This window comes from Streptomyces capoamus (genome assembly GCF_014654935.1).
GTDB classification, from domain to species: Bacteria; Actinomycetota; Actinomycetes; order Streptomycetales; family Streptomycetaceae; genus Streptomyces; species Streptomyces capoamus.
The window spans coordinates 189,466-201,776 of sequence record NZ_BNBF01000005.1 but is presented as its reverse complement, the minus strand read 5'-3'; the positions used below and the strand labels follow the sequence as shown (position 1 = coordinate 201,776).

The window sequence follows — 12,311 nt, the reverse complement described above, 5'->3', positions numbered from 1 at the left end:
GCGCACGTCCGTGCCCTTCGTCCGGGCACCGAGCCGGACCCGCGCGCCGGCCTGGTCGATCAGGTCGATGGCCTTGTCCGGCAGCCGCCGGTCGGTGATGTACCGGTCCGACAGCTCGACGGCGGCGACGAGCGCCTCGTCGGTGTAGCGGACCTGGTGGTGGGCCTCGTACCGGTCGCGCAGGCCGCGCAGGATCTCGATGGTGTCCTCGGGGGTCGGCTCCGGCACGAGGACCGGCTGGAAGCGGCGGGCCAGCGCCGCGTCCTTCTCGATCCGGCGGAACTCCTCCAGCGTGGTGGCGCCCACGATGTGCAGCTCGCCGCGGGCCAGGGCGGGCTTGAGGATGTTCCCGGCGTCCATGGCGCCGCCGGTGCCCGCGCCGACGACGGTGTGCAGTTCGTCGATGAACACGACCAGCCGGTCGGAGTGGGCGCGGATCTCCTCCACGATGGTGTTCAGCCGCTCCTCGAAGTCGCCCCGGTAGCGGGTGCCGGCCACGACCCCGGTCAGGTCCAGCGCGACCACCCGCCGCCCGGCCAGTACGTCCGGCACGTCGCCGTCCGCGATGCGCTGGGCCAGGCCCTCCACGATGGCCGTCTTGCCGACGCCCGCGTCACCGATGAGCACCGGGTTGTTCTTGCCGCGCCGGGAGAGCACCTCGATGGTCTGCTCGATCTCGGTGTCCCGGCCGATCACCGGGTCGATCCCGCCCTGCCGGGCCAGGTCGGTCAGGTCGCGGCCGTACTTGTCCAGGGTCGGCGTGCCGGTGGGCCGTTGCCGCTGCCGCTCGGGACGCTGCTGCGTGCTCTCGGGGGCCTCCGCGGGCAGTGCGCCGCCCGGGAACCGGGCCGCGTGCAGGATGTGCCCGGCCGCCGAGTCCGGGTTCGCGGCCAGCGCGCTGAGCACGTGTTCCGGGCCGATGTACCCGGCGCCGGTGGCCCGCGCCATGTCGTGCGCGTCCAGCAGGGCCCGCTTGACCGCCGGGGTCAGCGAGAGCGAGGTCGGCGGCGGTGCCTCGCCCGGCGGGTGCTGGACGGGGCCCGCCCGGTCGTCGATCTCGTGCGCGAGCGAGTCCGGGTCCGCGCCCGCCCGGCTGAGCAGACTCCGGGTGGGCTCCGTCGACACGGCCGCGCGCAGCAGGTGCTGGGTGTCCAGGTCCCGGCTGCCGTGCTCCGCCGCGTACTGGGCGGCCCCTCTGACCAGCTCCCGGGCCGGCTGGCTGAGCAGGCGGCCGATGTCGATGTGGCGGGGCCCGGGCGCTCCGCCGGTTCCGCCGGTTCCGCCGAAGAAGCGGGCCAGGAATTCACCGAAGGGGTCAGGAGGGTAGCCGTTGGTCATCGCGTGGGTTCCTTCGCAGACGACGTGCGGAGCGGCCGGGTAACCCGGGGGCGGGCCGCTCATGCCACGATGACACGATCCGTTGGGGCGGGCACGTCCGCCCGGGGGCGCCGGCGCCGGGCGCTGCGGCCCCGTGCCCGGACGGCGCGGGCGCGGCCCCGGCGGCATTCCCGCTGTCCTCAGGCCGGCCGCTCGGTCAGGATCCGGGGGCCCGACTCCGTGATCGCCACCGTGTGCTCGACGTGGGCGGCCCGGGAACCGTCGTCCGTGCACAGGGTCCAGCCGTCGGGTGCCTCGTGGTAGCCGTCCTTGCCGCTCGCGATCAGCATGGGCTCGATGGCGAGGACCATGCCTGGGCGCAGGGGCAGACCGCGGCCGGGGTGGCCCTCGTTGGGGACCTCGGGGTCCTCGTGCATACGGCGGCCCACGCCGTGGCCGCCGAAGCCCTGCGGGACGCCGTAGCCGGCCGTGCGGCAGACCCGGCCGACGGCGTGGGCGATGTCGCCGATGCGGTTGCCGGCCACGGCCGCCCCGATGCCCGCCGCCAGTGCCCGCTCGGCGGTCTCGACGAGCCGGAGGTCCGCGGGGCGGGCGCGGCCCACCACGAAGCTGATCGCCGAGTCGCCGGCCCAGCCGTCCAGCACCGCGCCGCAGTCGACGGAGAGCAGGTCGCCGTCGCGGAGCCGGTAGGGGGTGGGGATGCCGTGCACGATCGCGTCGTTCACCGAGGCGCAGATCACGGCGGGGAACGGGGTCGGGGCGAAGGAGGGGCGGTAGCCCAGGAACGGCGAGGACGCGCCGGCCTCGCGCAGCACCTCCCGGGCGACCTCGTCGAGCTCCAGCAGGGAGACTCCGACGCGGGCGGCTTTCCGTACGGCCGTCAGGGCGCGGCCGACGACCTGGCCGGCCGCGTGCATCGCGTCGATCGATGTGTCGGTCTTCAGTTCCACCATGCCAATTACTATACCGGTATTTGAATAGGGTGCGGTGCGGGGGCGGTATTAGAATGGGCCGCATGGTGCGCACCCCACTCACTCCGGAAGAGCGCGAACGCGGCGAGCGGCTCGGGCTGCTGCTGCGCGAGGCGCGCGGCGGGCGGAGCATGGCCGAGGTGGCCGCCGCGGCCGGCGTCTCGGCCGAGACGCTCCGCAAGATCGAGACGGGGCGGGCGCCGACACCGGCGTTCTTCACCGTGGCCGCGCTGGCCGGCGCCCTGGGCCTGTCGATGGACGACCTGGTCGCCCGGTGTGCTCTCGTGCCCGTCTGATCCCGGAGCGAGCTCTTCGCGTGCCGCCGGAAAACTCCGCGTAGCGAGCCCGTAACACGACTGGTGTTGCCTACCGGGCGTCAGTGCTGGCGGCCGGGGCGGAGCGGGACGATGGCTGAGCATCAACTGTCCGGTCAGGTGGGGGAGTTCGCGAGCTACTTGGACGCCCTGCTGGCGCGTCTCGATCCGCGCGCCGGCTGGAGCGGGGTGTTCTGGCAGCGCGACCCCGAGGGGATGCGCGCCTGTCTGGACGGGCGTGAGGTGCCGCCGTGGGACGTGGTGGAGGCGCTGCTGGAGGACATCGGCGCGGCCTACGGCCCGGCCGCCGCGGCGGCCGAGCGGGAGCGGGCCCGCACGCTGCACGCCGCCGCGCTCACCGCGTACGACGCCCGGCCCGGCGCCCCGGACGCGCTGGCCGACCGGCTCGACGTCATGCTCCGTGAGCAGCGGTACGCCGCCGAACGCCGGGCCGGACTGACCCGGCTGCTGTCCGCGCCGGTGTCCGAGGAGGAGGCCGCTTCCCTCCGCCACGAGCTGGCCTGGGCCCAGGACGACCACACCCGCGCCACGGCCCGCTGCGCCGAACTGCGCGCCCGCCTGCGACGGCTCGACCGGGAGGGGGGGCCCGGGGGGACGGGCTCAGGCACCGGCGAGGGCCGGTACGCCGGGTCTCCCGGCGTACCCGGCGCCCCGGCGGAGCCCCCTGCCGGGGCCGCCCGTCCTCGTCGGCCGCGACCGGACGGCCCGGCCGCCTCGACGGCCCCTTCCGCGCCGGACGCCGGCGCCCGCCCCCGGCCTCCGGCTCCCGAGCCGTCCGCACCGGCCGCCGGTGCTCCCGGCGCACCGCGCAAGCGGCGGCGGGGGAGCGCGCGGTTCGCCGGGGCCGCGGAGGACGGCCAGGCCGCCCCGGTCGTCGTACCGCGGGTGCCCGCGGCCGGGGCGGCGGAGGCCGGCGCCGGGCGGCGGACGCCGCGGGGGGCGCGGTTCGCCGGGGTGGAGGAGCCGGCCGCGCCGGTGCCCGCGCCCGTCGCCGCCGTGGACGAGGAGACCGCGGCGGCCGTCGCCGGGGTCGTGGAGCGGCTGGCGCGGCTGCGTGCCGGGGGCCGCAGCGGGGAGGCGCACGTCCTGCTGGTCGAGGCCGCCTGGTGGCCCGTGGCCCGGCTGCCGCCGCTCGCGGACGCCCTGCACCGCGCCGGGCTCGGTGCCGACTGGGCGACGCTGCTGTGGGAGGCCGCCGCGCTGCCCGCCGAGCGGCTGGTCGCCGCCGCCGACGCGCTCTTCGCGGCCGGACGGGACGACGACGGGCGGCAGATGCTGCGCCAGGGCGTGGCCCGGCCGGCGCAGCAGCTCGGCGCGGCGGTGCTGCGGCTGGACGAAGAGGGGCGGGAGCGGGAGGCGCGGGCCCTGCTGGACGCCTGTGTGCGGGTCCGCACGCCCGAGGAGGCCGCCCGGTGCGTCGCCGCCGACCCCGGGCGCCTGGTCCCGCCGCTGCTCCGGGCCGCGCGCGCGGTCTCCGAGGAACGGTACTGGGACCTCGTGCACGCGCTGCGCGTCGCCGGGCACACGCTGTGACCGGAGGCCGTCGAAGTGTCCCGGTGCGTACCGGTCCGCCCCGCCGTGGCTGCCGTCCCGCTCACCCACCGGAGTGCGAAACGAGATCGACTCGTCCGGTTGACGGCGATGGTCTTGGCAAGGGCCGCCCGGGGGCTTACGTTCGTCCCTCTACGGCCTGCTCTACGGGCGTAGAGGCTCTGACGTCGTGTCGAAGGAGCACCTCATGGCCAACGTCGTCCGCGCCGCTCTGGTCCAGGCCACCTGGACCGGCGACACCGAGTCCATGGTGGCGAAGCACGAGGAGCACGCCCGCGAGGCGGCCCGCCGGGGCGCGAGGATCATCGGGTTCCAGGAAGTCTTCAACGCCCCCTACTTCTGCCAGGTCCAGGAGCCGGAGCACTACCGCTGGGCCGAACCCGTGCCGGACGGCCCGACCGTGCGCCGGATGCGGGACCTGGCGCGCGAGACCGGCATGGTGATCGTCGTACCGGTCTTCGAGGTCGAGCAGTCCGGTTTCTACTACAACACCGCGGCCGTGATCGACGCCGACGGCAGTTACCTCGGCAAGTACCGCAAGCACCACATCCCGCAGGTCAAGGGCTTCTGGGAGAAGTACTACTTCAAGCCGGGCAACCTGGGCTGGCCCGTCTTCGACACCGCCGCCGGCAAGGTCGGCGTCTACATCTGCTACGACCGGCACTTCCCGGAGGGCTGGCGGCAACTCGGACTCAACGGCGCCCAGTTGGTCTACAACCCGTCCGCCACCCACCGGGGCCTGTCCGCCTACCTGTGGCGGCTGGAGCAGCCGGCGGCGGCCGTCGCCAACGAGTACTTCGTCGCCGCCATCAACCGGGTGGGCCGGGAGGAGTACGGCGACAACGACTTCTACGGGACCTCGTACTTCGTCGATCCGCGCGGCCGGTTCGTCGGCGACGTCGCCGACGACCAGGGCGAGGAACTCCTCGTCCGCGACCTCGACTTCGACCTCATCGAGGAAGTGCGGCAGCAGTGGGCGTTCTACCGCGACCGCCGCCCCGACGCCTACGAAGGACTGGTGCAGCCGTGAACGACCTGTACGCCCGCCACCGCGGGGTCCTGCCGGACTGGCTCGCCCTGTACTACGGCGACCCGATCGAGATCACCCACGGCGAGGGCCGGCACGTCTGGGACTCCGCCGGCCGCCGCTACCTGGACTTCTTCGGCGGCATCCTGACCACGCTGACCGCGCACGCGCTGCCCGAGGTGACCAAGGCGGTCAGCGAGCAGGCCGGCCGGATCATCCATTCCTCCACCCTCTACCTCAACCGGCCGATGGTCGAACTCGCCGAGCGCATCGCCCACTTGAGCGGCATCCCGGACGCCCGGGTGTTCTTCACGACCTCCGGCACCGAGGCCAACGACACCGCGCTGCTGCTCGCCACCACGTACCGGCGCAGCAACACCGTCCTCGCCATGCGCAACAGCTACCACGGCCGGTCCTTCAGCACGGTCGGCATCACCGGCAACCGGGGCTGGTCCCCGACCTCCCTGTCCCCGCTGCAGACCCTGTACGTGCACGGCGGGGTCCGCACCCGGGGGCCCTTCGCCGCCCTGGACGACCGCGCGTTCATCGACGCCTGTGTCGCCGACCTGAAGGACGTCCTCGGCCACACCCGGCCGCCGGCCGCCCTGATCGCCGAACCCGTCCAGGGGGTCGGCGGGTTCACCTCGCCCCCGGACGGCCTGTACGCGGCCTTCCGTGACGTGCTCCGGGAGCACGGGATCCTGTGGATCGCCGACGAGGTGCAGACCGGCTGGGGCCGCACCGGCGACCACTTCTGGGGCTGGCAGGCACACGCCCGCAGCGGCCTCCCGGACATCGTCACCTTCGCCAAGGGCATCGGCAACGGCATGTCCGTCGGCGGCGTCGTCGCACGCGCCGAGATCATGAACTGCCTGGACGCCAACAGCATCTCCACCTTCGGCGGCACCCAGGTCACCATGGCCGCCGGCCTCGCCAACCTCGCCCACCTCCTCGAACACGACCTCCAGGGCAACGCCCGGCGCGTCGGCGGACTGCTCATCGAGCGGCTGCGGGCGGTCGCCGCCGGGCTGCCCGGAGTACGGGAGGTGCGCGGACGCGGACTGATGATCGGCATCGAACTGGTCCGGCCGGGCACGGACGACGCCGATCCGCAGTCCCTCGCCGCCGTGCTGGAGGCGGCACGGGAGGGCGGCCTGCTCATCGGCAAGGGCGGCGGCCACGACACCACCGCCCTGCGGATCACCCCGCCGCTGTCGCTGACCGTCGCCGAGGCCGAGGAGGGCGCGGCGATCCTCGAACACGCGCTGAGGAGCACGTACTAGAGAACGGGTGTACGGCCATGACCACCGTCCCGGAGTCCCGCCGGCCCCTCGCGCCGGAACCCGCCCTCTCCGTCCGCCAGGTGCTCACCCTGGAGCGGGTGCTCGCCGGGGAGCCGGAGGTGGTGGCCGGCGCCGCACAGCTCGACCGTCCGGTGCGCTGGGTGCACGTCGCCGAGGCCGCCGACGTCGGCGTGATGCTGAGCGGCGGCGAGATGGTCCTCACCACCGGGGTGCTGCTCGCCGGGGACGAGAGCCGGCAGGCCGAGTACATCCAGTCCCTGCACCGGGCGGAGGCGGCGGCCGTCGTCCTCGGCCTCGGGCGGGCCTTCCCCGCGCCGCCCGAGGTGATGCGCCGGGCCGCCGAGCGGTGCGGGCTGCCCCTGGTCGTGCTGCACCGGCCGTTCCCCTTCGCCGAGCTGACCGAGGAGGTGCAGTCCCGGCTGGTGCGGCGCAAGTACGCCGCGATCAGCCTGTCGGAGACGGTGCGTACCGCCCTCACCGGGCTGATCACGGCCGGCGCCCCGCTGCAACGGCTGCTCGACGAGGTCGCCCGGCACAGCGGCTGCCCGGTCGTCGTCACCAACCTCGCCCACCGCGTCCTCGGCACCGCGGGGGAGCGGTCCGCGGTCGACGACGTGCTGCGCGACTGGGAGCGGATCGCCCGGCAGGCCGGCGGCGGCGCCGGCGACGGCTGGATCCCCGCCGAACTGGGCGGACGCGGGGAGCGCTGGGGCCGGCTGCTGCTGTGCGGCTACCGCGGCGACGCGGCCACCGGGCGGCTGCTCGCGGACCGCGCCGCCGAGGCCCTGGTGCTGCACCGGATGCTCGGCGGCGCCCGGGCGGACAGCTGGGAGGAGCAGTCCGCGCAGAGCCTGCTGACCGACCTGGTCTCCGGGGTCGTACCGGCCCGGCAGCTGCTGCCGCGGGCCCGGGCGGCCGGACTGCCGGTCAACCGGCGCACCTTCGTCCCGCTCGTCGTCCAGGGCCGCGGGACGGAGCGGGTCGACCGGGTGCTGCGGCTGCTGGGGCTGCCCGGCATCGCCGCGGAACTCGCCGACGGGGTTGCCGCCGTCCTGCTCAGCCTCGCCCGCGACCAGGACGCCGACGCGCTCACCACCCACTTCGCGACCCGGCTGCGGGACGGGGCGCCGGCCGTGGTCGCCGCCGCGGCCGCCCGTACCGCCTGGGAGGACGTGCCCGCGGGGCTGCGCGAGGCCCGGCACGTCGCCGACGCCGTCGCCGGCCTCCCGGCGGCCCTGGACCGGCCGGCCGTCGTCCGCCTCAAGGACGTCCACCTGCGCGGTCTGATCCGGCTGCTGCGCGACGACCCGCAGGTGCAGTCCTTCGCCGAGCGCGAACTGGACGGGCTGCTGTGCGACGCCGAACCGGAGCTGCTGAACGTCCTGCGGACCTATCTGGCGACGGGCCGCAACAAGTCCCGCACCGCCCGGCTCCACCACGTCTCCCGGCCGGCCCTCTACCGCCGGCTGGAGGCCATACAGGGCCGCCTGGGCGTCGACCTGGACGACTTCGAACAGGCGGCCTCCGTGCACATCGCGCTCCTCGCGCACGACGCGCAACAGGGGTGAAACATGCGACGACCTGCGACAACGGCGGTGAAACATGGGCCCGGGCACGCGTGACACGGTGACACGCCGACCGCCCGCGGACGTGACACGCTGCCAGTCCACCCGGCTGCCGGGGCTGCCTAGGCTCACCGCACACCGAGCTACCGGAGGCCCCGATGAGCCGAGTGATCCGTGCCGCCCTCTTCCAGACCGCCTGGACCGGCGACAAGGAATCCATGATCCAGGTGCACGAGCAGGCGGCCCGCGACGCCGCCGCCCAGGGCGCCGAAGTCCTCTGCTTCCAGGAGCTGTTCTACGGCCCCTACTTCTGCCAGGTCCAGGACAAGGCGTTCTACGAGTACGCCGAGCGGATCCCCGACGGCCCGACCGTGCGGCGCTTCCAGGCCCTGGCCCGCGAGCTGGGCATCGTCCTGGTGCTGCCCATGTACGAGGAGGAGCAGCCGGGCGTCCTGTACAACACCGCCGCCGTGATCGACGCGGACGGCTCCTACCTAGGCAAGTACCGCAAGACGCACATCCCCCAGGTCCAGGGGTTCTGGGAGAAGTTCTACTTCCGGCCCGGCAACAGCGGCTGGCCCGTCTTCGACACGGCCGCGGGCCGCATCGGCGTGTACATCTGCTACGACCGCCACTTCCCCGAGGGCTGGCGGGCGCTGGGCCTCGCCGGTGCGGAGATCGTCTTCAACCCCTCGGCCACCTCACGCGGCCTGTCCCGCTACCTCTGGCAGCTGGAGCAGCCGGCGGCGGCCGCCGCCAACGAGTACTTCGTCGGTGCGATCAACCGGGTGGGCGTGGAGGACCTCGGCGACAACGACTTCTACGGCACCACGTACTTCGTGGACCCGGAGGCCCGGTTCGTCGGCGAGGTGGCGGGCGACAAGGAGACCGAACTCGTCGTCCGCGACCTGGACCTGGCCAGACTCCGCGAGGTGCGCGACCGCTGGCAGTTCTACCGGGACCGGGCGCCGGGGGCGTACGGCCCGCTGACGGCGCCGTAGCAGCACCCCGCAGGGGCCGCCACGGACCCGCACGCGATCACGAAGGAGAGGGCCCATGACCCGCCGAACCATCATCCGCGGTGGTCTCGTCATCACCGCGTCCGACGAGATCCACGCCGACGTCCTCATCGAAGGCCCCCGCATCGTCGCCCTCGCCGCGCCCGGTGCGCACGACTGGAGCGCGGACCGCACGATCGACGCCACGGGGAAGTACGTCGTCCCGGGCGGCGTCGACGCCCACACCCACATGGAGCTGCCGTTCGGCGGCACGTCCGCCTCCGACACCTTCGAGACCGGCACCCGGGCCGCCGCCTGGGGCGGTACGACGACCATCGTGGACTTCGCGGTGCAGAGCGTCGGCCGCAGCCTGCGCGAGGGCCTGGACACCTGGCACGCCAAGGCCGAGGGCAACTGCGCGATCGACTACGCCTTCCACATGATCGTCTCCGATGTGAACGCCGAGACGCTCAAGGAGATGGACCTGCTGGTCGAGGAGGGCGTGACCAGCTTCAAGCAGTTCATGGCCTACCCGGGCGTCTTCTACTCCGACGACGGACAGATCCTGCGCGCCATGCAGCGCTCCGCCGAGAACGGCGGCCTGATCATGATGCACGCCGAGAACGGCATCGCCATCGACGTGCTGGTGGAGCAGGCCCTGGCCCGGGGCGAGACCGATCCGCGGTACCACGGCGAGGTCCGCAAGGCCCTCCTCGAGGCCGAGGCCACCCACCGCGCCATCAGGCTCGCCCAGGTCGCCGGCGCCCCCCTGTACGTCGTGCACGTGTCGGCGACGGAGGCGGTCGCCGAACTGGCCAGGGCGCGCGACGAGGGGCTCAACGTCTTCGGCGAGACCTGCCCGCAGTACCTGTTCCTGTCCACGGACAACCTCGCCGAGCCCGGGTTCGAGGGCGCCAAGTACGTGTGCAGCACGCCCCTGCGTCCCAAGGAGCACCAGGCCGGGCTGTGGCGGGCGCTGCGGACCAACGACCTCCAGGTCGTCTCGACCGACCACTGCCCGTTCTGCTTCACGGGCCAGAAGGAACTCGGCCGGGGCGACTTCTCCAAGATCCCCAACGGTCTGCCGGGCGTCGAGAACCGCATGGACCTGCTGCACCAGGCGGTGGTGGACGGGCACATCTCGCGCCGCCGCTGGATCGAGATCGCCTGCGCCACCCCGGCCCGGATGTTCGGCCTGTACCCGAAGAAGGGCACCATCGCCCCGGGCGCCGACGCGGACGTCGTCGTCTACGACCCGCACGCCGAACAGGTGATGTCCGCCGCGACCCACCACATGAACGTGGACTACTCGGCGTACGAGGGCACACACGTCACCGGCCGCGTGGAGACGGTCCTCTCCCGCGGCGAACTCGTCATCGACCAGCGGGAGTACACCGGCCACGCCGGGCACGGCGTCTTCACCCCGCGCTCCACCTGTCAGTACCTCATCTAGGAGTGGCGCCCATGGACTTCGGACTCGTGCTGCAGACCGACCCGCCCGCCTCCCGCGTCGTCAGCCTGATGAAACGGGCCGAGCGCAACGGCTTCCGCTACGGCTGGACCTTCGACTCCGCCGTGCTGTGGCAGGAACCCTTCGTGATCTACAGCCAGATCCTGGCGAACACCACGAAACTGAAGGTCGGCCCGATGGTCACCAACCCGGGCACCCGCACCTGGGAGGTGACCGCCTCCACCTTCGCCACCCTCAACGACATGTTCGGCAACCGCACCGTCTGCGGCATCGGCCGCGGCGACTCCGCGATGCGCGTCGCCGGCCGCACGCCCAACACCCTCGCCCGGATCAGCGAGGCCATGAAGGTCATCCGTGCCCTCGGCCGCGGCGAGGAGGCCGACCTCGGCGGCACGAAGATCCGCTTCCCGTGGATCAGGGAGGGCGCCGAACTTCCCGTCTGGATGGCCGCGTACGGTCCGAAGGCGCTGCGGATGACCGGCGAGGAGGCCGACGGTTTCATCCTCCAGCTCGCCGACCTCTACCTGACCGAGTACATGGTGAAGGCCGTCAAGGACGCGGCGGCCGCCGCCGGCCGGGACCCCTCGGAGGTGACGGTGTGCGTCGCCGCCCCCGCCTACGTCACCGAGGACGACTCGCCCGAGGCCCTCGCGCACGCCCGCGACCAGTGCCGCTGGTTCGGCGGCATGGTCGGCAACCACGTCGCCGACCTGGTCGCCCGGTACGGCGAGCACTCCGCCCAGGTCCCCGAGGAGCTCACCGACTACATCCGGAACCGCCAGGGCTACGACTACGCCCACCACGGACGCAGCGGCAACCCGGACACCGCGTTCGTGCCGGACGAGATCGTGGACCGCTTCTGCGTCATCGGCCCGGCCGAGAAGCACATCGAGAAACTGACCGCGCTGCGCGCCCTGGGCGTCGACCAGTTCGCGGTGTACGACATGCACGACGCCCAGGAAGCCACCATCGACGCCTACGGCACGCAGGTGATCCCGGCCGTCAACGCCTGACCGCGGTCCCCGCCTCCCCCCACGCCCCCTTGGTCACCCCTCCCCGCCGTCCGCCGGGGAGGGGGCTGGTGCCCGCACGGCCGCTCCCGATCCGTCCCTCCCCGATTGGCCAGCCCATGACCGACACCGCCCCCTCGGCCGTACCGATATCCGGCCAGGTCACCCTCCCCGACGGGCGCGTGGAACTCGCCCCCGGCACACCGCCGCCCAGCGGTCCCTACGCCAACGAGGACCTGCTGCCGGTCCCCGCCGCGGGGCGCACCTGGACCACCTACAACTTCTCCGCGCTGTGGGTCGGCATGGCCCACAACACCGCGTCCTGGACCCTGGCGTCCGGGCTGATCGCGGTGGGCATGGACTGGAAGCAGGCGGTGTTCACCATCGCCCTCGCCAACCTGATCGTGCTGGTGCCGATGCTGCTGACCGGGCACGCGGGCCCCAAGTACGGCATTCCCTTCCCGGTCTTCGCCCGCGCCTCCTTCGGCGTGCGCGGCGCCAACCTCCCGGCGGTCGTACGGGCGTTGGTGGCGTGCGGCTGGTTCGGCATCCAGACGTGGATCGGCGGCGAGGCGATCTACTTCCTCGCCGGCAAACTCATCGGAGACGGCTGGCGGAACGCCTCGCACTTCGGCGGCCACGCCTGGACCATGTGGCTGTCCTTCGCGCTCTTCTGGGCGCTCCAGGTCGCGATCATCCACCGCGGCATGGAGACCGTCCGCCGCTTCGAGAACTGGGCCG

The 12,311-nt window shown here is 73.4% G+C and carries 11 protein-coding genes; 9 read left to right on the top strand and 2 right to left on the bottom strand.

From position 1 onward, the window contains the following. The coding region (locus IE312_RS39515; RefSeq protein WP_229899488.1) for a Clp protease N-terminal domain-containing protein at positions 1-1,338 on the bottom strand (1,338 nt) is incomplete at its 3' end. Positions 1,339-1,517: 179 nt separating this feature from the next. After that, complete coding sequence (gene map / locus IE312_RS10655) at positions 1,518-2,291, bottom strand: type I methionyl aminopeptidase (RefSeq protein ID WP_189980602.1); 774 nt, start codon at positions 2,289-2,291, stop codon at positions 1,518-1,520. Positions 2,292-2,353: 62 nt separating this feature from the next. On the opposite strand from map, the gene IE312_RS10650 reads away from it, so the two are divergent. The 9 genes from IE312_RS10650 to IE312_RS39510 all read left to right on the top strand — a co-directional run. Continuing rightward, on the top strand, positions 2,354-2,605 hold the full coding sequence (locus tag IE312_RS10650) for a helix-turn-helix domain-containing protein (RefSeq protein ID WP_189980601.1): 252 nt from the start codon (positions 2,354-2,356) through the stop codon (positions 2,603-2,605). Between the two features lie 111 nt (positions 2,606-2,716). Then, positions 2,717-4,177 (top strand): hypothetical protein, encoded by a 1,461-nt coding sequence (locus IE312_RS10645; RefSeq protein ID WP_189980599.1) that lies wholly within the window; start codon positions 2,717-2,719, stop codon positions 4,175-4,177. 205 nt (positions 4,178-4,382) lie between these two features. Next, positions 4,383-5,225 carry a nitrilase-related carbon-nitrogen hydrolase gene (locus IE312_RS10640; protein WP_189980597.1) on the top strand — a complete coding sequence of 281 codons (843 nt, stop codon included), beginning with the start codon at positions 4,383-4,385 and terminating at the stop codon, positions 5,223-5,225. Next, the gene (locus IE312_RS10635; RefSeq protein ID WP_189980595.1) at positions 5,222-6,505 is read left to right on the top strand and encodes an aspartate aminotransferase family protein; all 1,284 of its coding nucleotides are present in this window, start codon (positions 5,222-5,224) and stop codon (positions 6,503-6,505) included. Before IE312_RS10640 ends, IE312_RS10635 begins: the two co-directional genes overlap by 4 nt. A gap of 17 nt (positions 6,506-6,522) precedes the next feature. Further along, positions 6,523-8,094: a PucR family transcriptional regulator gene (locus IE312_RS10630; protein ID WP_189980593.1), complete on the top strand. Its 1,572-nt coding sequence runs from the start codon at positions 6,523-6,525 to the stop codon at positions 8,092-8,094. A 155-nt stretch (positions 8,095-8,249) separates the two neighbouring features. Beyond that, complete coding sequence (locus tag IE312_RS10625) at positions 8,250-9,092, top strand: nitrilase-related carbon-nitrogen hydrolase (RefSeq protein WP_189980592.1); 843 nt, start codon at positions 8,250-8,252, stop codon at positions 9,090-9,092. Between the two features lie 55 nt (positions 9,093-9,147). Beyond that, positions 9,148-10,542, top strand: a complete 1,395-nt coding sequence (hydA, locus tag IE312_RS10620) for a dihydropyrimidinase (RefSeq protein ID WP_189980590.1) — start codon at positions 9,148-9,150, stop codon at positions 10,540-10,542. An 11-nt stretch (positions 10,543-10,553) separates the two neighbouring features. Further along, positions 10,554-11,573: a TIGR03842 family LLM class F420-dependent oxidoreductase gene (locus tag IE312_RS10615; RefSeq protein ID WP_189980589.1), complete on the top strand. Its 1,020-nt coding sequence runs from the start codon at positions 10,554-10,556 to the stop codon at positions 11,571-11,573. A gap of 116 nt (positions 11,574-11,689) precedes the next feature. Then, the coding region (locus IE312_RS39510; RefSeq protein WP_229899487.1) for a cytosine permease at positions 11,690-12,311 on the top strand (622 nt) is incomplete at its 3' end.

Bases quoted from the DNA above. Each gene is read 5' to 3' on its own strand.
- map (WP_189980602.1), bottom strand. From the start codon at position 2,291: ATGGTGGAACTGAAGACCGACACATCGATCGACGCGATGCACGCGGCC.
- IE312_RS10615 (WP_189980589.1), top strand. From the start codon at position 10,554: ATGGACTTCGGACTCGTGCTGCAGACCGACCCGCCCGCCTCCCGCGTC.
- IE312_RS10625 (WP_189980592.1), top strand. From the start codon at position 8,250: ATGAGCCGAGTGATCCGTGCCGCCCTCTTCCAGACCGCCTGGACCGGC.
- IE312_RS10650 (WP_189980601.1), top strand. From the start codon at position 2,354: ATGGTGCGCACCCCACTCACTCCGGAAGAGCGCGAACGCGGCGAGCGG.
- IE312_RS10640 (WP_189980597.1), top strand. From the start codon at position 4,383: ATGGCCAACGTCGTCCGCGCCGCTCTGGTCCAGGCCACCTGGACCGGC.
- IE312_RS10645 (WP_189980599.1), top strand. From the start codon at position 2,717: ATGGCTGAGCATCAACTGTCCGGTCAGGTGGGGGAGTTCGCGAGCTAC.
- IE312_RS10630 (WP_189980593.1), top strand. From the start codon at position 6,523: ATGACCACCGTCCCGGAGTCCCGCCGGCCCCTCGCGCCGGAACCCGCC.
- hydA (WP_189980590.1), top strand. From the start codon at position 9,148: ATGACCCGCCGAACCATCATCCGCGGTGGTCTCGTCATCACCGCGTCC.